The 23,724-nt window shown below is 34.5% G+C and carries 20 protein-coding genes and 4 pseudogenes; 18 read left to right on the forward strand and 6 right to left on the reverse strand.

Features of this window, described 5'->3' with window-relative positions; all coding sequences use genetic code 11:
• The first annotated feature begins 408 nt into the window (after positions 1-408).
• The 5 genes from V179_RS0106910 to V179_RS0106930 all read left to right on the forward strand — a co-directional run bounded on the left by V179_RS0106910 (position 409) and on the right by V179_RS0106930 (position 5,326).
• On the forward strand, positions 409-1,287 hold the full coding sequence (locus tag V179_RS0106910; RefSeq protein WP_034300864.1) for an AraC family transcriptional regulator: 879 nt from the start codon (positions 409-411) through the stop codon (positions 1,285-1,287).
• A gap of 46 nt (positions 1,288-1,333) precedes the next feature.
• On the forward strand, positions 1,334-2,233 hold the full coding sequence (locus V179_RS0106915; protein WP_235178975.1) for a sugar phosphate isomerase/epimerase family protein: 900 nt from the start codon (positions 1,334-1,336) through the stop codon (positions 2,231-2,233).
• Positions 2,230-3,390, forward strand: a complete 1,161-nt coding sequence (locus tag V179_RS0106920) for a Gfo/Idh/MocA family protein (RefSeq protein WP_028390838.1) — start codon at positions 2,230-2,232, stop codon at positions 3,388-3,390. Before V179_RS0106915 ends, V179_RS0106920 begins: the two co-directional genes overlap by 4 nt.
• Before the next feature lie 66 nt (positions 3,391-3,456).
• Positions 3,457-4,461, forward strand: coding sequence for a Gfo/Idh/MocA family protein (locus V179_RS0106925; protein ID WP_028390839.1), 1,005 nt, complete (start codon positions 3,457-3,459; stop codon positions 4,459-4,461).
• Positions 4,462-4,465: 4 nt separating this feature from the next.
• Complete coding sequence (locus V179_RS0106930) at positions 4,466-5,326, forward strand: sugar phosphate isomerase/epimerase family protein (RefSeq protein ID WP_028390840.1); 861 nt, start codon at positions 4,466-4,468, stop codon at positions 5,324-5,326.
• A gap of 823 nt (positions 5,327-6,149) precedes the next feature.
• On the opposite strand, the gene V179_RS0106935 is transcribed toward V179_RS0106930, so the two are convergent.
• Positions 6,150-6,404 carry a hypothetical protein gene (locus V179_RS0106935; protein ID WP_028390841.1) on the reverse strand — a complete coding sequence of 85 codons (255 nt, stop codon included), beginning with the start codon at positions 6,402-6,404 and terminating at the stop codon, positions 6,150-6,152.
• Between the two features lie 600 nt (positions 6,405-7,004).
• Between V179_RS0106935 and V179_RS0106945 the strand changes: the two genes are divergently transcribed.
• Positions 7,005-7,292: a hypothetical protein gene (locus V179_RS0106945; RefSeq protein WP_028390843.1), complete on the forward strand. Its 288-nt coding sequence runs from the start codon at positions 7,005-7,007 to the stop codon at positions 7,290-7,292.
• Between the two features lie 279 nt (positions 7,293-7,571).
• Here the strand turns inward: V179_RS0106945 and V179_RS0106950 are convergent, their stop codons facing one another.
• Positions 7,572-7,832, reverse strand: coding sequence for a hypothetical protein (locus V179_RS0106950; RefSeq protein WP_028390844.1), 261 nt, complete (start codon positions 7,830-7,832; stop codon positions 7,572-7,574).
• 220 nt (positions 7,833-8,052) lie between these two features.
• Here V179_RS0106950 and V179_RS0106955 point away from each other — a divergent pair, with 220 nt between their 5' ends.
• From V179_RS0106955 to V179_RS0106980, 5 genes and pseudogenes are all read left to right on the forward strand, one after another.
• Entirely contained in the window at positions 8,053-8,472 is a 420-nt protein-coding gene (locus V179_RS0106955; protein ID WP_028390845.1) for a hypothetical protein, read from the forward strand.
• Positions 8,473-8,651: 179 nt separating this feature from the next.
• The gene (locus V179_RS0106960; protein ID WP_028390846.1) at positions 8,652-9,014 is read left to right on the forward strand and encodes a hypothetical protein; all 363 of its coding nucleotides are present in this window, start codon (positions 8,652-8,654) and stop codon (positions 9,012-9,014) included.
• A 346-nt stretch (positions 9,015-9,360) separates the two neighbouring features.
• Entirely contained in the window at positions 9,361-10,614 is a 1,254-nt protein-coding gene (locus V179_RS27250; RefSeq protein WP_051404865.1) for a hypothetical protein, read from the forward strand.
• A gap of 464 nt (positions 10,615-11,078) precedes the next feature.
• A pseudogene (locus tag V179_RS29760) lies at positions 11,079-12,399 on the forward strand (IS3 family transposase).
• Between the two features lie 245 nt (positions 12,400-12,644).
• Positions 12,645-13,364, forward strand: a complete 720-nt coding sequence (locus V179_RS0106980) for a hypothetical protein (protein ID WP_028390848.1) — start codon at positions 12,645-12,647, stop codon at positions 13,362-13,364.
• A gap of 669 nt (positions 13,365-14,033) precedes the next feature.
• On the opposite strand, the gene V179_RS0106985 is transcribed toward V179_RS0106980, so the two are convergent.
• The gene (locus V179_RS0106985; protein WP_028390849.1) at positions 14,034-14,906 is read right to left on the reverse strand and encodes a TetR/AcrR family transcriptional regulator; all 873 of its coding nucleotides are present in this window, start codon (positions 14,904-14,906) and stop codon (positions 14,034-14,036) included.
• Positions 14,907-15,066: 160 nt separating this feature from the next.
• Here V179_RS0106985 and V179_RS27260 point away from each other — a divergent pair, with 160 nt between their 5' ends.
• Together V179_RS27260 and V179_RS31555 are read left to right on the forward strand one after the other, a co-directional pair.
• Entirely contained in the window at positions 15,067-16,587 is a 1,521-nt protein-coding gene (locus tag V179_RS27260; RefSeq protein ID WP_051404866.1) for a DHA2 family efflux MFS transporter permease subunit, read from the forward strand.
• A 227-nt stretch (positions 16,588-16,814) separates the two neighbouring features.
• A pseudogene (locus V179_RS31555) lies at positions 16,815-16,958 on the forward strand (transposase); the annotation flags it as partial.
• A gap of 152 nt (positions 16,959-17,110) precedes the next feature.
• Here V179_RS31555 and V179_RS31560 read toward each other — a convergent pair.
• Positions 17,111-17,224 (reverse strand): annotated as a pseudogene (locus V179_RS31560) (YjcZ family sporulation protein); the annotation flags it as partial.
• Between the two features lie 490 nt (positions 17,225-17,714).
• Here V179_RS31560 and modA point away from each other — a divergent pair.
• From modA to V179_RS0107010, 3 genes are all read left to right on the forward strand, one after another.
• On the forward strand, positions 17,715-18,536 hold the full coding sequence (modA, locus tag V179_RS0107000) for a molybdate ABC transporter substrate-binding protein (protein ID WP_028390850.1): 822 nt from the start codon (positions 17,715-17,717) through the stop codon (positions 18,534-18,536).
• The gene (gene modB, locus V179_RS0107005) at positions 18,517-19,197 is read left to right on the forward strand and encodes a molybdate ABC transporter permease subunit (protein ID WP_028390851.1); all 681 of its coding nucleotides are present in this window, start codon (positions 18,517-18,519) and stop codon (positions 19,195-19,197) included. Before modA ends, modB begins: the two co-directional genes overlap by 20 nt.
• 575 nt (positions 19,198-19,772) lie before the next feature.
• On the forward strand, positions 19,773-20,357 hold the full coding sequence (locus V179_RS0107010) for a dienelactone hydrolase family protein (RefSeq protein ID WP_028390852.1): 585 nt from the start codon (positions 19,773-19,775) through the stop codon (positions 20,355-20,357).
• A gap of 248 nt (positions 20,358-20,605) precedes the next feature.
• Here the strand turns inward: V179_RS0107010 and V179_RS31565 are convergent, their stop codons facing one another.
• Positions 20,606-21,067: a hypothetical protein gene (locus V179_RS31565; RefSeq protein ID WP_326929550.1), complete on the reverse strand. Its 462-nt coding sequence runs from the start codon at positions 21,065-21,067 to the stop codon at positions 20,606-20,608.
• On the opposite strand from V179_RS31565, the pseudogene V179_RS31570 reads away from it, so the two are divergent.
• Positions 21,067-21,219 (forward strand): annotated as a pseudogene (locus V179_RS31570) (IS110 family transposase); the annotation flags it as partial. The gene V179_RS31565 and the pseudogene V179_RS31570 sit on opposite strands and share 1 nt — an antisense overlap.
• 479 nt (positions 21,220-21,698) lie before the next feature.
• Here V179_RS31570 and V179_RS0107025 read toward each other — a convergent pair.
• Positions 21,699-22,316 (reverse strand): TetR/AcrR family transcriptional regulator, encoded by a 618-nt coding sequence (locus tag V179_RS0107025; RefSeq protein WP_028390854.1) that lies wholly within the window; start codon positions 22,314-22,316, stop codon positions 21,699-21,701.
• A 166-nt stretch (positions 22,317-22,482) separates the two neighbouring features.
• Between V179_RS0107025 and V179_RS0107030 the strand changes: the two genes are divergently transcribed.
• Positions 22,483-23,676, forward strand: coding sequence for a YhgE/Pip domain-containing protein (locus tag V179_RS0107030; protein WP_028390855.1), 1,194 nt, complete (start codon positions 22,483-22,485; stop codon positions 23,674-23,676).
• The last annotated feature ends 48 nt before the right edge of the window (positions 23,677-23,724 follow it).

Raw genomic sequence — 23,724 nt, forward strand, 5'->3', positions numbered from 1 at the left:
ATGGAGAAATAATTTCGACAACAAAGCTAAGTTGGGATTGAAATAGAAAAGTAGTATCACTTGAAAACAGAGTCTTAATAGTTATGATACAACTCTTTAATGGTTTGAAATAATATCATCCATTCAAAATAGTTAGAATAAATGATAAATAAAGTGAAATTCAAAATAAAAAGTTATTGTAAAATCATAAAATGATATTGTAAAATCTTCTCAATGCGTCTAAAGTTTGTCTCTGTTTTTTTTTCTAGTATTTTACTGGAGTTTGATTACAAAAAGCAATATGAGTCAAAAAACATTAAAATCCAAGCAGTTTTGGAGAATGTTTTTTATAAAAAGTTCCATTAAAATAAAAGTAGCTTCAGTTATATATTACTTAATTGATAGCGTTTTCGTAAAGGTGTGAGAAAGATGGATGAATGGATATATGGTCAGTATAGAATGCAAGGAAATTTAGATCATTCATTTACTTTTCATTCTCACCACGAATATGAAATATATTTTTTTCATGCAGGAGAATGTAAGTATTTAATTAACAATCGGATATACGAATTGCAGCCAGGTGATATCATTTTATTAGATGGCTTAACTTTGCATAAACCAAACCCACGATTAGTAAGTACGTATACGAGGAGTGTTATTCATTTTTCACCGACATGGTTAAATGAATTATTGTCTGTTCTTGGAATCCCAAATTTATTGGATCCGTTTCAAAAGCTGAACAATTTTTTACTACGTACAGGGTATGATGAAGCGGGGCAATTTGTAGATGGCAAGATTGAGCGAATTGTAAGTTTGCTTTCGAATGGTGATAAAGTGAGGCAGCAAACAGGTCAAACAAGCGAAATAATTGAAGCTGAAGTTAAGATTGAGTTGGTTCAATTATTGTTAAAAATTTATAAAATGAGCCAAAAAGATTTAGCTCAGGTGACAAGTAAGAAAAGTGAAAAGGAACATCATGCCGAGGCCATTGCATCATGGATTGATGCTCATTATGCCGAAAAAATTAGTTTAGATCGAATGGCATCAGAGTTGAATTTAAGCAAGTATTATACTTCACATGTTTTTAAGGAAGTCACAGGATTTACTGTAATGGAATATGTGATGGGGTGTCGTCTAAATCAAGTGAAATATTTGTTGGAGATGGAACCAAACCAATCGCTAGGAGAGGTTTCTCGTACTTCGGGTTTTGAGAGTGTGTCACATTTTAGTCGGTATTTCAAAGATAAAGTAGGCATAACGCCATCTCAATATCGTAAAAATAAGCAAGTTCAATCAAGTAATTCTTAAAGTTTCAATAGATTGGTCTTTTAGCAAGAAGGAGGAACAGAACTAAATGAATATGGTTAAAGACATAATGACTTCAGGCTTTTCCGATGAAATTTCATCAGATTTCGATACTCAGCTTGATGTGGTCGCAAATCTAGGTATGCATTATATATCATTACGTGGGATTGATGGTAAAAACATTGGAGACTTTAATGTAGAAGAGATAAAAGAATCTGTATTACCACGTCTTCAAAAAGCTGGCATCCAAGTTTCTTCAATTGGATCGCCCATAGGCAAAGTGTTTATCAATGATCAAGAAGGTTTTGCTAAACAAAAGGTAATGTTGGACGAGCTTTGCCAAATTAGTAACTTGTTAGACTGTAAATATATTCGTATTTTCAGTTTCTATATTCCAAAAGGTGAAAATGCAGATCAATATAGTAAAGAAGTAATCGCGAAAATAACGGAGTTTGCTGCTATTGCAGAAAAATATAATGTGATTTTAGTACATGAAAACGAAAAAGATATCTATGGTGACATAGCAAGGCGTTGTCATGAGATATTGAAAGCGGTTGACTCTCCTTATTTTAAAGGGATATTCGATTTTGCTAACTTTGTACAATGTGGGGAAGACACGCAGGCTTGCTACGACTTGCTAAAGGATGAGATTGTTTACATTCACATCAAGGATGCAGTTACAACAGATAGCCAAAACGTTGTGTGTGGTACTGGCGATGGGAAAATACCTGAGCTACTTGCACAGTTTATCCAGAGTGGTTACAAAGGGTTTTTAACTCTAGAGCCGCATCTTGTATTATTTGATTCATTAAAGGATTTAGAACTTGAAGAAGCTACAGATGTGATTAAGGATAACAAAGGACTTGATGGTGCTGGTGGATACAAGCTTCAATATGAATCATTACTAGCCATACTTGAAAAAATAGAGAGTGAGGAGAAATCAATATGAAAACGGTTAGATTAGGAATTATCGGAATTGGTGCACAAGGTGGAACTTATGCTGGATTTATTTCAGAAGGAAAAGTAAAAAACATGGTGATTGGAGCTATTTGTGACATTGATCCAGAAAAAAAGGCAATGTGCGCAGAAAAGTATCCAGACGTACCTTTCTATGATAACTATATTGACATGCTTGAGAGTGGAGATGTTGACGCAGTCGTTACAACTGTTCCACATTACTTACACCCAGAAATCGGAATCGCAGCATTACAAAGAGATATTCATGCATTAGTAGAAAAACCAGCTGGTGTATACACGAAACAAGTAAAAGAATTAAACGAATTCGCAGCATCAAAACCAGAATTAACATTTGGAATTTTCTTCAACCAAAGAACAAATCCACTTTATCAAAAATTGAAAGAGCTTATTGATAATGGAGAAATTGGTAATATCCGCCGTACAAACTGGATGATTACAACATGGTGGAGACCACAAGGTTATTACGAGCAAAGCGCATGGAGAGCAACATGGAGCGGTGAAGGCGGTGGTGTTCTTGTAAACCAAGCACCACATCAACTTGACTTGCTTCAATGGATTTGTGGAATGCCTAAAAAAGTCTATTCCAATGTAAAATATGGCTTCCAAAGAAATATTGTCGTTGAAGATGAAGTAACGACATTACTTGACTATGGTAATGGTGCAACTGGAGTGTTTATTACGTGCACACATGATATTTTGGGTACGGACCGTTTTGAAATTTTGGGTGATAAAGGAAAAATTGTCGTGGATGATAGTAAGAAAATTACAATCAAACGACTTAACACACCTGAATCTGAAATGAGTGCTAATATGAGCTGGGCAGATGTAATGGCCATTTTCACAGGAAAAGGTCTATCAGATATATACACTGAAGAAGTGCTTGAATTTGAAAGTGTATGGGGTGCTCAACATATCTCTGTTTTGGAAAACTTCGCAGCAAATATCGTAGAAGGCACACCTTTAATTGCACCTGGTAGCGATGGTATCCATGGTGTTGCACTTGCTAATGCTATCCATCTTTCAAGCTGGTTAGGTAAAGAAGTTGAGCTTCCAGTTGACGAAGACTTATACTTTGCTGAATTAAACAAAAAGATTGAAGAAGAAAAAAAGAGTCCTGTTAAACAATAAATAATAATATCCCAATGAACTCATGGCTAGTTTGGTCGTGAGTTTGTTTTAAAAGGAGTTGGGCGTATGCTCAAAGTAGCAGTTATTGGACTTGGAGATATATCCAAAATCCATATCCCAGCTATTATATCTAATCCTAATGTTGAATTAGTAGCGGTATGTGATACTGATGTAACATTAAAAGATACCGTACTTGATGTGAATTTTTATACGGATTTTCACGAGATGCTTGAAAAAGAAGCGTTAGATTGTGTGCATAATTGTTTACCACATCACCTGCATTATCCTGTGACAAAAGCGTGTGTCGAAAAGGGCGTTCATGTTTTTCAAGAAAAACCATTATCTTTGAACACAGAAGAGGGATATGAGTTAGTTAAACTTGAGAAGAACAACAAGGAAGTTAAGATTGGTGTCTGTCTGCAAAATCGATATAATGAGTCTTTTGAAAAACTTCAAGAATTAGTTACGAGCGGACAATATGGCAAAATTATCGGGATTAAAGGTATCGTATCCTGGTTTAGACCGAAAGATTATTATGATGCTAAACCGTGGCGGGGCAAAATGGAGTACGCCGGTGGTGGAGTCATGATTAATCAGGCACTTCATACTTTAGATTTAATGCAACTGATCGGCGGTGAAATTGAATCGATCAGAGGATCTGTTGATAATTTATTGGATTATGGCATTGAGGTGGAAGACACAGCCACAGCCAACATAAAATTTAGAAATGGTGCTTCAGGTCTGTTTTTTGCGACGGTTGCTAATTCGGGGAATTCCAGTGTTGAACTCCAAGTAGTCTTTGAGAAAGAAAAATTTACAATTAAAGATAGCATTTTAACAAGATTAAATGAAAATGGTAGAAAAGAAGAGATAATAGAAGACAAAAAATTGCCTGGTACAAAATTTTATTATGGTGCAAGCCATACAAAATTAATTAATCAGTTCTACGCGTGTATTGAAAACAACTCTCAGGATTATGTTCATGCTAAAGACGCACTAACATCTATTAAAATGATAGACGCGATTCGCAAATCATCAGAAATAAAAAAAGAAATTAAATTGGAGGTTTGACAATATGAAAAAAGGAAAAATTGGCGTTCAAATGATGATGCTTAAAGGCAAAGTCGAAGAACTAGGTGCATATGAAACAATGAGAAAGATAAATGAGCTTGGATATCATGCTGTCGAAGTATCACAAATTCCAATGACTGAAGAAAATGTATCTGAGTTAAAGAGAGCTAGTGCCGATTTTGATATAAAAATTGCTGCGATGTCCGCTGCTCTAGAGCCTATGCTACCTGGTGCTCCTGGAGAAACATTGACAGATGATTTCGAGAAAATAGTGAATGATTGCAAAACATTAGATTGTAATTTCTTACGTATCGGCATGTTGCCTTTAACCGTAATGGGTGATAAAGATAAAATCATGGATTTTATCCATAAAGCTGAAGTAATGGCTGAGAGATTAGCTGAACATGGTATTGAATTATATTATCATACTCACCATCTCGAATTTCAAAAATATGATGGCGAATATCTATTAGATTTAATGAAAAATAATACGACTAAACTTGGATTTGAGTTGGATGTTCATTGGATTCAAAGAGCTGGTGTAAACCCTGTTGATTTTATTAAACAATATGCAGGACGTATTTCTCTATTACACTTGAAAGATTATCGAGTTGGACAGATGGATTTAAGCGAAGTTGATTTTAATGACATGGCTAAATTCATGCAGATCTTTACAAATACGATAGAGTTTGCAGAAATTGGTGAGGGTAATCTTGATATGAACGCCATTATTGAAGCTGGGCTTGAAAGTGGTGCACAATATTTCTTGGTAGAGCAAGATAACACATATGGTCGTGATCCATTTGATTGCTTGCAAACGTCTGCTGAGCATTTAAGAAAAATTGGATATGCCGATTGGTTTTAATTGAAATGAAAAATAAAAGTACATTAATGGTATAAAAACTAAGAGTCTCAGAACCACACGTAGACAGATGTCTAACAAATGGTTTCTGAGGCTTTTTTTTCGAATTTGCTTATACTTAGTAGTTTCTTACAATCTTTAGGATTGAAATCGAAGAAATGTCAAAAATTTTTTAATCATATATTTTCCTCATTCAGGAGCATAATGGGCTAAGTAGTGCACCGGTAGCAAGACCGCCTAAAAGCCTCTAAAGAATGGTCTTCCAAAACAACCAAACCCAATTGGTCGCGTTGTGTCATTAACATCTATATTAATATCTTCTAATTCATTATTCATGTGAGCCACTTCTAATCTATTATGTTTATCTTTATCAAAAAATGTAATCTCTAATAAAATTTATAGTTGAATACCCTAAGTTACAATGGATATTGCTGTGTAAGCATATTAGTGGTTCGTACTTATTCAGTTTAGGACCAAATAGTAAAATTGCTTTTATAAAGAAAGGTCTTTGATTTTTATTCTCCTTGTAAAAGTGGATAGGATGATACAGTTTAGCCAAGGGAGAGTAGGCACATACTGTGCAGTATAATTATTTTTTTCTAACAAATGACCATCCTGAATAAGGATGGTCTAAATTGGACGTTAATTTTGTTTCAAATTTATTTTATTCAATTAACTTGTTGCTTGAACGTAGTCTTATGTTAATTTGCGGATATAATTGCCCAACAGCTGCAACTATAAAATCAGTCCAAGACCTACAATTAGGATCATTACTAACTGCTATCACAGCATCTCAAAAGTTCGTATAGATAATTGGAATTTTCATTTAACCGCCCATGATAAGGTAACCATTAATATATGGGTGTAAAGGAAGCTTTTTAGTATGTTTATGTCCTGGGGAATGCCATATTTTGTGCTGAATATTCTGTCCTTGGTTCCATAACTGTGGATGATAAATTTGCTGATATGGAAGTAATTGATGATTATGATACCAGAGTTGATTAGGGTCCCATAGAGGCTCAGATTGATATTCTGGATATTGGACGTATTGACGGTATACCAACTTTTTCACCTTCTCCATCTTAGTATTCCTTATATGGTATGTAGTGAGAAAGAAATAGAGAATGTATTATGTGTGATATAAATGCTGAAATATTGTCTATTTTTGAGAAACATGTACGAATCCAAAAAGGCTTTAACATAGTCAAAGACATAATCTTCAATTCGGTTAAGATCTATGTTTACTATGATAAGATTGTTGATAAAATAATAGGTATTTATGCTGTTCTGACTCTAACTTGGATAGGTGCTCTTTGTATTGAAGAATGATGAATATATACAACTAAAAGAAAAAATGAATTTATTAAAGGAGAGTTTAAGGATACCAAGATATTTTCAATCCTAAAAGAAGAGTTCTTGTTAAACTATTGGGTGCGTTAGTGAAAGAAGGGACTGCATAAAACACCCCTTTTTTTATGCAGCTATCAGGCTTCTTAAGAAGCCGAAAATGTTAATTCATCAACATTGTATAAAATCATGTATAAACGATAAAAACGGACCATTCGGAACCTTGGGATATTGTTCACTAATAGGGCAGAAGATAGTTAAATAAGACTTGATTTATAAATAGGATTTATACCGTATCTACGTATAATAACAAGGAATTTTAGGAGTGATTTTAATGAAAATATATGAAGCCTTAGAATGGCTTAAAAGTAACAACAATTCATCAGCATTAGCATCTGATAGGTTTGGTGAAACTGTTAATGCAATCAAATTTGTTGAAAAACTCTATGAACTTGGTGTATCAAAGGTAAATGTTATAGGTATTCAGGATGAACCAGAAAGAATAGAAGATGAGGGAGGACCATATGCTACGTCCTTGATTGTCGATTTACCGAAAGACAACGAAAAGCGTAATAAGATCATTGAGTTTTATAAAAAGGAAATGAAAGAACAAGAAATTTGAAGAAGGAGAAGGAATTTTAGAATGGAATGAAAGCAAATTGAATGAAGATAAATTGGGTTTTAGTTGGGACTAATAAGGCATACCACCTAACAGACCTATAATTGAACAAGCAGCTAAAAGGATTTTTCAGACGAAGATCCTTTTTCACTGCCTATAACATCGCTTATGGTGACTAGATTTTCTGCACCCCTTTTGGGGAGCTGCTTCAACTAACGATGCACCCTTTAGTGCAATAAGAAAAGGTTCAAACAAAAAAACGAAGTCCAAATACTTCGCTTTTCACTTAATCAACTTCAGCTTATAACCCAACAAATAAACCAGCATTACAACGATAAAGCCAACAATAAATTCTGTAATGTAGGAAGAGCTAAAATTTCCACCTATCACTACTTCACTTTGAAGATAGTATACTTCTTCTCCATTTGATACCATATCAGGTTGATACATAGCTGTTAATATAAAAGCTAATACAAATTTAACAATTAATAATGCTAAATTTGTAATCAAGGAGAAAATAAAAGAGCGAGTAAGTAAATTCAATATAATCACCCATTAAATAATAACAAAAATGATATGTATTTCCTATGATTATACTATCCATAGTTCTGGAACTAACGGATAGCATTAATTCAATAAGCAGCAAAAAAGGATCTTCAACTGAAGATTCTTTGTTCATTGCCGATAATTGACCTTGGATCTACTATAACTAATGTATGTTAGAATTAGCATATCCAAACACCTTGTCTAAAGGAGGTATGTTATGAGTCTTGCAACTTATCTAGGATGTAATTTTAAAGTGGAAATTACAGACGAAGTAACTGATGACCTTATCGAAATTAGATACATTTTTTCAGAAGAAAAAGATAGAAGAAATGTTCAAAAAAAGCATTTTACTACTCAAAATGTTTATGAAATTGAATTACCGAATCCTATATATTGGATAAGTCATTATCAAAAAAAGAACTCTCCACATAATTATAAAAAGTCACAAATAGATTTTATTGCTTTATGTGACCTTCTAAAACAGTATCTTAAGCCAGGAGAGTATTGTGAAATCTATCCTTGTTGGCTAGGTGAAGAGCTTGAGCCAAATGAAGGTGAATGTACAATTCGATTAGACGATTATAACATTGATGAAATTGAAATTTATGAAAAATGTCTGGTTAGGATAGAGAAATAAATGATCATGGATCTTCATTGAAGATCTTTTTTTATGCCTATAAGGTTGATTATGTAAACTATTCTTGGAATAAAATAAGAGGAGTTTTTTAATCTAGCTTATCAAGCTAATGGTTGAAATCAGTTCAAGAAGTAGCAAGGGGAATATATTCAATTAGAATTTAATGAGGGTGGTAGTATATGAAATTTCCTAACGGTATAACTGGCTTTTATGAACAACAATGCGAACCTCCAAAAATTGATGGAAAACAATTTAAACAGCTATGTTACAGTATCATAAAAAATAACGAAGGAACGGTTTTAGAATTTAAAGCACCAACAGAAGTAACAAATTTCTTTGATGTGGAAGTTAATGTTTTTAATAAACATTTTCATATACTGCTGAATGCATATTATCCTTTACTAACTTTTGCTTCTGTTGTTAATTTCGGAGAAATCAATTTTATTGATGAACCTCATTTATATAAAGAATTTAGCCCTTTTTATAGTGTTTTGGGTACTAAGGAACTGAACGAACCATTTTTTCAAAAAGACAATGAATAAATAATGCTGAATTGGAACAAATAGCCTATTGGAAACCCGAAAGAATTGGTGATGTAATCTTTAATTATTGGGATTAAGTCTATTTATAGCAAAAGTTCTTGTAGAACTAACGATTGATTAATTCAACAACGCGACCACCAAATTGGTGGTCTTTTCAATGGACGAAAATAACGATAATCATACATAGTGTAGAATCGCTTAACCCCATCATCTCGTAAAATGTTGGCCAGAACCCAATTACTTCACTTGAATCAAATTTTCCATCTATAAATAAGAGCAAATACACTTTTGTTGTCATAAACTATACAAGCTAATTAAATAGATAAAGGAAGGGAGATTTAGCAATATGAATCCTGAAGAAAATGATGTTTCTAGAACCGTTTATTGCCGGAAGCATAAGGAGGAACAATGCTTTGGTAATTTAATTAACGAATCTACTGTGTTTTGTAAAAAATGCCAAAATAAGCCGTGTTGTTGTAAGAGTCAGAACGCAAATCGAGGAGATCAAACACAAACGGTGGGAGATCAAACTCAAAATCAAAATCAATCAGAAAGCCAGCAACAAACCTTAGGCGATCAAACTCAAAATCCAAATGAGAACCAGCAACAATTCATGGGCCCTCAAACCCTAACACCACAAGAGAACCAGCAACAATTCATGGGCCCTCAAACTCAAAATCCATTTGAGAGCCAGCAACAAACCTTAGGCCCTCTAACTCAAAATCCACAAGAGAACCAGAACCAGCAACTAACCTTTGGCTCTCTAACTCAAAATCCAAATGAGAGCCAGAATCAAGCCATGGGCCCTCAAACCCAAACACAGAGACATGGGGACCAGACTTTAGGCGATCAAACCCTCACCAATAATCCACAAATCAGTACACCTGTTTCAGTAAGTGGAGTTACAGTAAATGTTCCTGTTACCGTAAAATGCGGATGTGAAGAGAGGAAAAAGAAGGAAAAGAAAAAAGATAGACGCAATCGAAAAGAAGAATGCTGTGATTGCTGTGCCCGAGCACTAGCCAATGTACTGAATCAAATAAGAATATTTGAATTGACTCATCCTACTGACACAGTCGATATCTATTTCATCAATTTTCCTTCCGTTATTCCCAATCCTACTACCGGACAAACAATTACCAGTGTAAATGACTGTTCAACGGTATCTTTCAGGACAGATACCACACCCCCAACAACAACGGTTCAATTATGCAAGGTAGCTGGTATTAGCGTTGATACAACAACCTCTCCTGATTTATTCCAATTTTTAGAAACCTTTGCAAAAAATAATTGTAATAATAGCCCGATATTAAGTAAATGCGAAGAGTGCGAAAATAAATGTGGAGGAAATTGTCATACCTGCAAGAATTCCTTTTGCAGCTGCAATAATTGTGCAAATGGAATTGGGCAACAATTGGAATTTGCAGCTGGACTTGGTTTACCTGTCAATCTTATTATTGAAAGTTTGTCTTCCACGATTGATGGAGTATTTTTACTAGCAATCTGTGATTGTTTAGCGTTTTTTGTCAATAATTCAACTGCTCCTACAGTAATCTACGCTTTTTCATTGTGCTCAGTGGCTGGATTTACCATACAGTGATTTAAATGTACAATACCGAAGGAAAATATAGGCCACCATTTTGGTGGTCTCGTTGTTTGGGATTGCAGGATTAATAGTAATAGGGATATCTTTGTGTACAAAAAGGCTTTCAATTGTAGTGTATTTTACCTGGAAGGATATCGTGTATGTGCTGTTTAATTTATTATTAGAGGTTGATGATATATGGATGATTTAAAAGGATTAGAATTAGAAATTGAAGATTATAGACAAATACCGTTAAATTAGGATTTAATAATGTCTCATAAAACTTGTGTCAAAATGCTTATCGTTGTAATCCGCACTTTCCTGACTCTACCCCTAATTAAGCTAAAGGATGCTTTTGTATAATAAGGTCAACCAGTAAAATTAATGTGTACCCTATAGAGTAGACACTAAAAAAAGGTCTGCCCTATAGGGTACTTTTATGTAAAATGAAAAAAATGGAAGAATCAGAGAACAACTAAATGCCAAAAAAACACTTTACCGAGAATGAAATAGAAATACTATCTAATAATCCATATGTTAAATCTGTAAGTTCAAAGGGTGTTACATATACAGACGAATTTAAGAGGATTTTTATAGCTGAAAATAAAAATGGAAAGTTGCCAAGGCAGATTTTCGAGGAGAATGGTTTTGATATTGAAGTCATTGGTATTGTCAGAGTACAAAGAGCAGCCTTCAGATGGCGTACTGCTTATAATAAATCAGGAGTATTGGGACTTAGGGATATGCGTAGTGATAATTCAGGAAGACCCACTCAGAAGGAGCTTTCTCTAGAAGAAAAGAATGCTAGATTAGAAGCACAAATTCAATTGTTAAAAGCTGAGAATGAGTTACTAAAAAAGTTAGACATGATGGAAAGGGGGCTGGAGAAAAACGAGTAAAAGTCTCTGCTGAACAGAGGTTTCTTTTAATACGTTCAGTAATAGAAAAGTACGAACTTAAAAATATGGAGAGTTACTTATGTGAAATTGCGGGAGTTTCTCGCTCTGGTTTTTATAACTACTTTTCTTTAGAATCTCAGGAAAGAAGAGAGCAAAGAGAAGAGAAAGACTTGATAATTAAAGGAAATATTTTAAATGCTTTTCATTTTATACGCCGCAAAAAAGGTGCACGCCAGATTAAGATGACGTTAGAAGGACAGTTTCAAATTACATACAATTTGAAGCGAAGAAGTACAAGATTGTATGTCCTATCAGAAGAGCTAAAGCTTATAAGAAAATGTTGAAAGCCACTCAAGAACACACGGTACTGCCTAATTTATTAAACCCCGAGTTTAAACAAGCAATTCCAGGAAAAGTATTACTCACTGATATTACATATTTATATTACGGTAATGGTTAAAAGGCATATTTATCCACCATTAAAGATAGTTCAACGAATGAAATACTTGCATATACTGTGTCCAGCCGAATGACATTAGATATAGCTACTAATACATTAGAAAAGCTAATGAAGAATAAACGAGTAAAAATTGCAGAAGGAGCTTTTATTCACTCTGATCAAGGAGTCCATTATACTAGTCCAACCTTTCAAAAACACTTAAGAAAATTAGGTCTTGGACAATCAATGTCAAGAAGAGGAAACTGTTGGGATAACGCTCCCCAAGAGTCCTTCTTTGGTCACTTCAAGGATGAAGCCTATATAAAACAGTGTCATACTTTGGTAGAACTTAAAAGAGAAATAAAAAATTATTTGACGTACTATAACAATTTCAGATATCAATGGAACTTAAAGAAGATGACTCCTATTCAATACAGAAATCACCTTCTCCAAGTGGCATGACCTTATTTAAAAATGTCCTTTATAAAGGGTACACTTCATTTAGATACCCAACCTCTTTTTTTCCGAAAAATGACTTTATGTTAACTAGATTTGTATACAATATTCATTCGACTCTTTCGGATAGGTTTAACGTACTTTATCCCCATTGAGGGTAAGACCCTTACTAAATTAGCCGTTTCGGGCTTGTCTGGCATCGAATAACTTATATAGAATGAAAAATTTAAAAATTAAGGAGGAAAAGATTAATGGCTTGTCCAATAGTCAATCCAACAACTTGTTGTGAGATTTTGATCGATCACGAGACACAGCTGATACCACCCGCCCTTGAGAATACAGTTGTTTTTACAAAAACCGTTGAAGCAAATATTGAACATGTATGTCCAGAAAAAGTCGTAGTTTGTGGAGTAATTCATAAGATCTTAACTTATACAGCAGTTTTAGAAAATGGTACCCTAGTACCAGGATTCCAAGTTTTCGACGATATTCCTTTTCAGTGTGTTATTGACCGCGACGACGCTAACGAAGGTGATCTTTTTGAGGTCACTGGAACGGCCGTTGTCTGTGAAGTTTTGTCCCAAGAACAAAATTTTGGAATTAAAGCTGGCCTTAGAGTTGCTTTCAAATTTAGGGAATCGGAGATTATCAAAGTCTGTGTTAGAAAAGTAATAGCTACAACAGTTTCAATTGAACTTGAATCAATTATTGTGGGTGGGTGTAACGTTCCTTTTCCTGTAAATGGTGTTGTGTTAGTAAACGGCATTGGATTTGAAGGAATCCCAGTTTCATTCACAGTAATAGGTCCGGCAACCGTTTCTCCAACTACAGTTACAACAGGAGTAGGTGGAACCTTTAGTACAAATGTCACCCCTACTGGGCCTGGAAGTATCATAGTTACGGCGACAGCTACAATAAATGGAGTACCTTTCACTGTAACCAGTCCTATCATTACTTCGCCATGTGTATAGGGTAAATTATTTAATACTTGAGAAAAAAGGGGCACAAGATTAACAATTAAAACATCAAGCAAACGACTCATCAATTTGGGTCGTTTGTGTTTTTCCTTTGATTGCACTATGATGATTAAGCTCTTTTTCAATTGCCGATAAGGGTGATAATGGTAACTAGTTTTGTATAAAGTATGCATACTTTTTAAACCTAATATTGCGACTTAAAATTTAGGTGTTGTAAAAAATGATTTCTACAAACTTTACAAATCTGTGCGCTTAATGTGGCAATAGATTTTGAAAAATAGCTACAACGTGTAATATATTTTTTTAGATTAATCCGGGACACTTAATGTTAAATGTCTTTTTATTTTAAAAATACACGAAAACAAGAGATATACATAGTGGTGAAGTATTTATTTTTTTATAATAAGTTCTTCCACAATTGGGTGCTTTTCGTTAATAAGAATGCGTCTTTTTGTATTGGACCAGATTCTGGAGCCAAACATTTAAGGGATTAGATATATTAAAGTGAGAAGAGATTGTGAAGCTTCTACTTAAGTGGCCTTAGTAAAAAATTAAACCCCAATTTTATCTTTGTATCTCATAGATAAAATTGGGGTTTTTATAACAGGCAACTCTTAATGTTACAAATCCGCATTTTCCTGATGCTAATTCTATTATGAAAATTTAAATAGACTTCAAATAATACCATATCATATTTGTAAATGTGTGTACTTGCGATTGAATGGTTGTTTCGTTAAATAATTGTTGAAACGGCTTTAATAATTGCTGAATTACAATCTTTCGTACCCGTTCACATTGTAATTCGTTCATTATCACATCGAATAAATCTTGTTGCTCTTCATTAAATGTATAGTGTTGCTGAAGTTGATCTGCTAATTCCTTTAATTCTGCTATAGTTACCACTTTTTTATCAACATTTGTGCGTAATAAATCAATTGCAGAATAGTTTAACATAAAACTGCCATTCTTCATCATATACGGCATAATCAATTCTATATATGACAAAATGACATTTACTAAATGATGTAAAGAATACGGACTATTCGTAATTCGCATGGTAAATAACATATGTTGCAACATGCCATAAAACAATATGGTTCCTTCAAAAGCGTATTCTCGAATTTCTTCTCCCACGACTTCAATAAAACGATTAGATAGCCATTCTATTTCGAAAACTCGGTGCTGCAACACTAACTTTTTCAGTTCTGTTTCATTCGAATGTAAAATAGCCTCAAATAGTGCATGTAAATTTCGTTCTTCGTTCAACCGAATTAAAATAGTAATTTGTTCAACAAAAACGTCGCGATCTTGTGGATCTTTGCTGATTTGCATGGCAATTCGCTGTTGACTGGCATCATAACGAAGAAATTCCAATATATCTGCAATACAATCATTTTTAGAGGAGAAATAATTGTAAAAAGTACCTTTAGATATGTTCGCTTTTTCAATAATTTCTTGGATAGAAGTTTGCTGAATACCCTTCTCAACAAACAATTTTAATGCAATGTCGGCTACTTTCCTTTTTCGGTTATTCATGCCGTCCTCCTGTCATTTCTATATAGAGTAGTATAATTTTCTTACACTAAAAAAACAACTGTTTTAAACCGATAGTATAAAAAAGTTGTTGTTTTTGAACTATTGGTTTAAAATCAATTGAGTGAAGAAATTAATTAGAAAAGATAAGAGGGGTAAAAATATGGATTCAACTTTACATCATAAAAAAACACCTTATTTTATGATTGCTATCCTATTCGTAGGTGCATTTGTTTCATTTTTAAATAACTCGTTATTAAATGTAGCACTGCCATCCATTATGGTCGATTTAGAAATTGCCGATTATTCAACAGTACAATGGCTTTCTACAGGCTATATGCTTGTCAGTGGTGTATTAATTCCAGCGTCAGCATTTTTGTTAACACGTTTTTCGAATCGTCGTTTATTCATTACAACGATGGCGATTTTCACGTTAGGTACTGCAGTAGCAGCCTTTGCACCAAACTTTAGTGTATTACTTACTGGGCGTATGATCCAAGCAGCAGGTTCTTCGGTCATGGGACCATTATTAATGAACATTATGTTAGTAAGTTTCCCACGTGAAAAACGTGGTGCTGCAATGGGTATTTTTGGTTTAGTTATGATTACTGCACCAGCAATCGGACCTACATTATCTGGTTACATCGTACAATACCACGACTGGCGCGTACTTTTCGAAATGATTTTGCCTTTAGCTCTCATTAGTTTATTACTAGGGATTTGGAAGCTTGAAAATGTAATGGAACAAAACAAAAGTGCAAAACTTGATTACTTCTCAGTTGTATTATCTTCTATCGGTTTTGGTGGATTACTATATGGTTTCAGTTCTGCGAGTTCAGATGGTTGGACAGATACAATCGTATTAACAACGTTAATTGTTGGTGCCATTGCATTAATAGTCTTCATTGTTCGCCAATTAAAAATGGATGAACCATTATTAGATTTACGTGTTTACAAGCACCCAATGTTTGCACTTGGATCTGTGATTGCAATTGTAAACGCAGTAGCAATGTTCTCTGGTATGATATTAACACCAGCGTATGTTCAAAACGTAAGAGGGATTTCACCGCTTGATTCAGGTTTAATGATGTTACCTGGTGCAATAATTATGGGTATTATGATGCCAATCACAGGTAAACTGTTCGATAGGTTTGGTCCACGTATTTTAGCAGTAGTCGGACTTGTGGTTACAGCAATTTCAACTTACATGCTAGCAAACTTGCAAATAGATTCTAGTTACACACATATTGTACTTGTTTACACTTTACGTATGTTAGGCATGTCAATGGTTATGATGCCAATTATGACAAATGGTTTAAACCAATTACCAACTCGTTTAAATCCCCACGGTACAGCTATTAACAATACAGCCCAACAAGTATCAGGTTCAATTGGCACAGCTATTCTGATTACTATTATGAACTCAGTTACGAAGACAAAAGCTGAAAACTTAATGGCTGGCGTTGATCCAGCAACATTAACAGATGCTTCAACAGCTGTATTAACGCAACAAGCATTACTAGCTGGAATTCAATATTCATTCCTTGTAACACTTGTGATCAATATTATCGCCCTAGTATTAGCACTATTTGTTAAACGTGTCGATACAAGTGCAGCAGCAATAAGCAAATTAGAAAATCAAGACAATCAAGACAATATTGCATCTAAAACTGTAACAAATTAAAGGGCGGGGTTAATTAGAATTGAGTGTTTTTAGGACTAATCTAGATTTTCGTTATTTCATAAAAGGGCGCTATTGTTTAAGATCAAAGGTAGAAAATGATCAAACTTTTTTATAAAACCCTAACTTAAATATGCTAATGAAGAATCTATTTTGATCAAATTTGATATGCTCCCCATTAGGTAGACAGGTTAAAAAATAAAATCTGTTTCTCTAAGGGGAGTATTTTTATGGCTCGAATTATATATTCTAAAGCTGAGAAATTAGCCATTCTACACCTTTATAAAGATGGTCATCATTCAATAGCCGATATTAGCGCTAAATTTTCTGTAGATCCCGGGACTATTAGAGAGTGGATTAGAAAATATGAAGTAAATGGTGGAGTCAGTCTGGAAGAAGCAGCTTCTTGGAATTCTTATTCGAAAGAGTTAAAGTTAGCTGCCGTCACTGATTATCTATCAGGTAAATATTCTTTGAAGCTAAGGGGCGACCATGAAGGTCGCCCTTTTTGCTCCTTATTTCCAAATCCACTACAGAAGTTGGCTCCAATAATGATTAAGAGGATAAACAATACAATTAGCAAGGCAAAGCCGCCGCCATATCCAAAACCACCATGGGAAGGACCCAAGTAAGATGCCAGAAGAAATGAAACCCCCGGAAGGGCTTGATCCAAGCCAATGACTAAAAGCGGGACTGCCGATCCTTCCGTTTCCAAATCATAATGGGGAACCGCCCAGAGGATTTACATGATGCATCAGTCTTTATTAAAACTTATAATGGTTCTATCATAGATGCGAAAATAGAAGTAACTAAATTACTAGGGGCAGTAAATATTCTACACTCATAAATCGAGGTCAACCATATACTGCCCGACTTGATACACGATCTGATGTTAAATAAGAACAACTCCTTAAGCTGTCAGCGGATATGAATAAGATGCATTTTTTTATTACAAAACATAAAATCGTATTCATCTAGATGGATAATAGGAAAAATTCACAGGTTTATATTTATTAAGGGTTAATTTTCTGAAAAGTATGAAAAATATGTATTTTTATAATTAGTTAGTATAAAATGTAAATAGTTATAATTAATTATATCAAAAGGGTGGAGAGGGTAGAGGTGGAAACATGCAAAAACGGTTTAAATTCGTCAGTATTCTCTTATTTTTACTTATGTTTGTAGTAGCGTGTTCTAATAAAGAGAGTGCGGATCAATCTTCAGACAAGCAGGTAACACAAACAGCATCTGAAATTAAGAAAAATGTTGAATTAACCATTTCAGCAGCAGCTAGTTTGAAAGATGCAATGGATGTTATTCAACATACATATCAAGAAGAACATCCCGAAATAACGTTGAAATTCAACTTTGGGGCTTCTGGTTCTTTGCAGCAACAAATCTCTCAAGGAGCGCCGGTTGATCTATTTTTCTCAGCAGCAGAAGATAAATTTGATTTATTGGTTGAGGAAGGAAATATTGCGAAGGAAGACGGATTGGATCTTCTTGGAAATGAACTCGTATTAGTTGTCCCTAAAGAGGATCAATCTATTAAAAGTTTCGAAGATCTTGTAAAAGCTGAAGTAGATAAAATTTCAATCGGAACTCCTGAAATAGTGCCTGCGGGAAAATATGCAAAAGAGTCTCTTGAAAAGATGGATATATGGAAAGATGTTGAGTCAAAAGTAGTTTATGCAAAGGATGTCCGTCAAGTATTATCCTATGTGGAAACCGGTAATGTTGACGCTGGAATTGTGTACAAAACAGATGCATTGGTTTCAGAAAAGGTAGAAATTGTTGCAACCGCTGGTTCTGCAACACACATCCCTATTATTTATCCTGTCGGTATCATTAAGGATTCTGAACATTACGAAGCGGCAAAAGAATTTTATGAGTATTTACAAAGCAACGATGCATTAAAGGTATTTGAGGAATATGGATTTACTATTGAATAAAGATTTTATGCAAGAATTTTTGAGTCCAATTTGGTTGTCGATAAAAATAGCTACTATATCAGGTGTTATAGTTATTTTGATTGGAACATTGATAGGACGAATTTTGGCTAGAAGATCTTTTAAGGGGAAATCCATTTTGGAAACTACTCTCATGCTCCCGATGGTTCTCCCTCCTACAGTTGTTGGATTTTTTCTTATTGTCATCTTTGGAAAGAATAGCATGGCTGGAAAGGCTATTGAATGGCTTTTTAAGCAGCCCATCATTTTCACTTGGTGGGCTGCTGTCATTGCTTCAATAGTTGTAGCATTTCCACTTATGTATCAGTCCGCAAAATCAGGATTTCAAGGAATAAACCTTGATATTGAAGAAGCAGCTCGGGTAGATGGAGCGAATGAATGGAGAATTTTCTTATTTATTTCTATTCCTCTAGCTTCAAAGGCCCTTATTTCAGGAAGTATATTAAGCTTTGCACGGGCATTGGGGGAATTTGGTGCTACCTTAATGTTTGCTGGTAACATTCCGGGAGAAACACAGACGATACCTACAGCTATTTATATAGCTATTGATTCTGGTAATATGAAAATGGCATGGATGTGGGTGATTTCCATCGTCATTCTTTCCTTTTTAATACTGCTGACTGTCCGGGTAAAACAAGAATAATATAATTAAAGAGGCTGGAGAAACTGGAGCCTCTTTAGTTTATATATTTATCAAACTTTCCAAGTTAATAAACTCATTATTTAATCTCCTAGATAAAGATATCTAAACAAATCATCGCGGTGATATTATTGGATTGAGAGATCAAAATGGTTCGATGGTCGTCACGTATTCCTATGATGCGTTTGGCAGACCTCTAACAGCAACAGGGGCAGCGAAAACGGCCAGTGAATTTCGTGGATCATGATGGAAAATTTCCATTCCCAGTCATTTTCCTTGCGATTCGCTTAGGAATTGCGGCGTATGATGCTTATACGACCTAAAAGTCCATAAATAATGACCAAGGCATAGTGGTTCTCATAATTAAACAATTTATTTTATTGACGAGTGACACAAGTCTAGACACTCTTGTACTACAACTCGGGTTATCGAGAACGAAACTTTATTCAACAAACGGGTCATATAATGGAGCAAGCATCTCAATAAAATTAGATATTTTTGCTAAAGTATAGATAAGATTTTTTGCATGTATTGTATAATATTAGGGAAGATTCAATAGGAGGTATAAATTAATAAAAATATATAAAAAGTCAGATACTCTAATCATTGTAGTTCATGAAATATATGGAATTAACCAGCATATGAAGAATATTTGTCAATTATTATCAGAAAAAGATTTTGATGTTATTTGTCCAAATTTATTAAATCAGGAAGCACCATTTGAATATTCTCAAGAGGAATTAGCTTATCGTAATTTTACTGAGAATATAGGTTTTGTAAATGCTTCGGAGGAAATTAAAAGTCTATTATTAGATATTAAAGATAAATATAAAAAAGTATATATTGTCGGATTTAGTGTTGGGGCAACTATTGCCTGGTTGTGTAGTGAGGAAGATTGTCTCGACGGAATTGTGGGATATTATGGCTCACGAATTAGGAACTATGTAGGGATAAACCCCTTATGTCCAACAATTCTATTCTTTCCTGAAAGAGAGCAAACATTTATTGTTGACCAGTTAATTTCATCTTTAGCAAAAAAGAATATCGAGATACATAAATTTTATGGGCAACACGGATTTAGTGACCCATACTCTTCAAAATATGATGAAAAATCAGCACAAGAAGCTTTAAATAGAATGGTTGATTTTCTTCTAAAACATTGATTATCTTAATAAGCTGTTATGACTTGGAAAAGTATTTTTAGAAGATATAGAAGCTCCTAAGTTATTCCGTTATAGGGCGTGATTCTTCAATAAAGAAGATCGCTTTTTTTTATTAAAGGGGCAGTTAATGGAGTAACGGTAACCCAAATCCTACCGAGTTTGATTTTCGAATGGCTAATCAACCCACTAATTCGATCATGAAAATTTTTATTAATGCTTTATTTTTAAAACTACTAAACCCATTCTCATCATGGAAATGGGTTTATATAGGTCATCTGATTGTACACCTTATTTAAATAGAATAGATATCGATCATGTGAAATCGAACTTTCGTTTTGGTGTATTACGACATGTTGAATTTCATAAGTCGCATTACCTCGTGGCAGCATTGAAAATTTCGCCAAATCTTTAAAAGATGGCCTTATGACTACATTTATCAGATAGGCTGATTGATTACTCCCTGGCTTTTTCGTTTTATTCAGAGCTTGAATCATTTGTTCCGCGGTCCCTATTCCTAATCCATGTCCAAAATATGTACCATCTCCGAGTACAAGGGCATTTTCTCCTCTCCACCAAGAAGTTTCTGGATCAAGGTCTGGATTATTAAAATAAACAACATCTCCAGGTAAGAAATGATCCGTATGAATGGATTGTATCCCGAGATCAGGATCTACGTGCCAGCTGTATAAATAAATGTTGTCTTGTAAGATTACCCAAAATGCAAACCCTGATTGCTTTGTGTAACAAGCTTATTCGTATTTTATTTTCAATTGGTAAAAAACAATTTACGTTCCAAGAAGACAAGATGTTAAGGGATATTCCTCATATGGCTCCATTTATGGAGCTTCAAGCAGTCGCATAAGTTCAACTTATTGAGGTAACAAAGTCACTTCATTAGATACTATTAATTACAAGGGAAGCACGGATTAGTCGGCAAAGTAACTAACGTAAGGTTAGATCTTGTGGGGCAGCGTGACCGACATCCACCTCATGGAAAGGTTGAAAGAAGGAATGTAGGAGCATCGACTCTGTGAGGCATGGGAGGGTTGACCCCCATGAGATATGTGGACATCCAAAAGTACGATCATAATTGAATTAACCAATTTTCCCTATGATTGGTTACTTTAATATACAATTTTTTTGGTCATCCGCTATCCTTGAGGAATCAGGCTGAACTTGTGATGGTAGTGGTTAATCATTAGGCTATGAAAACCTAAGAATTTTTGAGCAATCGTGAGATTGTGATTAGTTTATTGAGGGAGGTTAGTTAAACATGTTCGTAAAAATAAAGGGGCAGTACCTGTTTTTTTCTAAGGCACTGTCCCTTTTGCTTTGACTAATCTATTTTTTTAACCCAGCTGCAAAAAAGGGTCCATTTACTGTTATGGTTGATAGGATACGAGCCATTTCTTGAGGAGATTCTTTCCTACCACTGTCTAACCATTGTTGAATTACTCCTATATGTGCAGACGCAACGTAAGAAGCTAAATATTGTCCTGGAACAAGTAAATTTTCTTCCTTAATAAGTGCGTTTGGTTCATTACCAAACATTGTTTTCCACATAAAATCCTTCAGCCTTGTTTGAAATGATAAATCTCCTTTTGGACCTAACACAGCTCTCATATAACCGCTATTTTCATTTAGATATTCAAAAATTGAAACTGCAAGGGGAAATGGTGTTACAGTCGGTGAGTTGGTTTCAAGTGCGGCGATTACACCTGGGAAGTTCTGTTTTGCAATTCTGGACATCTCAAACATAATTTCGTCTTCGCATTTAGTCATTAAATCGAATTTGTCTTGATAGTGTGCATAAAATGTTCCTCGATTAATCCTCGCTCTGGTTGTTATGTCTTTAACTGTAATTGCCTCGAAACCTTTTTCCTCGATTAATTCCACTAGTGCATCTCGGATGGATTCTTTTGTCCGAATGATTCGTAAATCCGTATTACTATCTCGCAAACTACTCCCTCCTTAATTTTACCCAACACATTTATAAAAGGTGTTCCGTAACCAACACATCTGCCATTTTTGATTATTGAAGAGAAAAGGATTCAATTATAAAATTTTAAGTATAATGAACAACAGGTTGTTCATTATTATAACAAAAAATAAGGGAGGATAAAATATGTTCAGAAACAAACTATTTTTAATTTCACCCATTATCGCATTAGCAGTTATTTTTATCTTTTCACTTACATTATTTCCATCGGTTCAACCTCAACCAAAAAATTTGCCCATTGCAATTGTAAATGAGGATGTAGGGGTTGAAATCCCTAATCAACCAAAGATGAATATGGGGCAAACAATCGTTGACATGATACAAAAAAATTCAAATGCAACAACTGTGAAAGACCCTGCTGTAAAATGGGTTGTAGTAAAAAGTTCAGAGGACGTACAAAAAGGGTTAGATAATCAAGAATATTACGCAGCATTAGTCATCCCGAAAGATTTCAGTGCGAAACATGCTTCCATACGGACTCCTACACCATTATCGCCCGAAGTTAAAATATTTATTAATCAAGGTATGAATCCAGCAGCATCAGCCGCGTCTGGGCAAATATTGACCGGGGTAGTTGATAATATGAATAATAATATTCGTACACAACTACTTGATGGTTTTGAAAAGCAAGGAGCAACTTTAACAGTAAAGCAAGCTGCAAGTCTAGCAACACCTATTACAAAAAAAGTCATTAATGTTAATGAAATTGGTATTAATAGTGCAAACGGAAATTCTCCTGTTTCCCTATTTCAACCATTATGGATAGCAAGCTTGGCAAGTGCTGCCATTATCTTTATCGCTGTTAGTAAATTATCAATTGCAAATCGGAAAGAGAGCCTTATCGCAAAGATAGGACAAATAGTGATGGGGGCAATTGTCGCCATTGTCGTTGGATTTGGTTTACCTTGGTTGGCAGATGGGATGATAGGACTTCATATTCCATATTATATGGATACAGCTTTATTCCTATCGATTACTTCTTTTAGTTTTTTCCTAATGATTTTAGCTGTACTTTCGTTGTTAGGAATTAGAAGTATTGCTGTTTTTGCCTTAATGTTATTCTTTGGAGCACCATTACTTGCAATAGCTCCAGAAATGATGTCTCCATTTTATCGAGATTGGGTTTATTCTTGGTTGCCAATGCGATTTATGATACAAGGTTTGCGTGAATTGTTCTTCTTCGGAAAGGGATTAACTTGGAGTTCACCTTTATCTACCCTTGTATGGATTGGAGTAGTAAGCATGGTAATCATACTAGCCTCTGCTTTAAAACATAATTCAATAAAAATGAAAACACAAACCGAAAAATTGGAGGTATAACAATAAACAAGCCGTATCCTTATGGGAAAACGGCTTGTTTTAGATAAA

Origin of the sequence: Bacillus cihuensis, assembly GCF_000504145.1 — a bacterium.
GTDB lineage: Bacteria > Bacillota > Bacilli > Bacillales > DSM-1321 > Peribacillus > Peribacillus huizhouensis.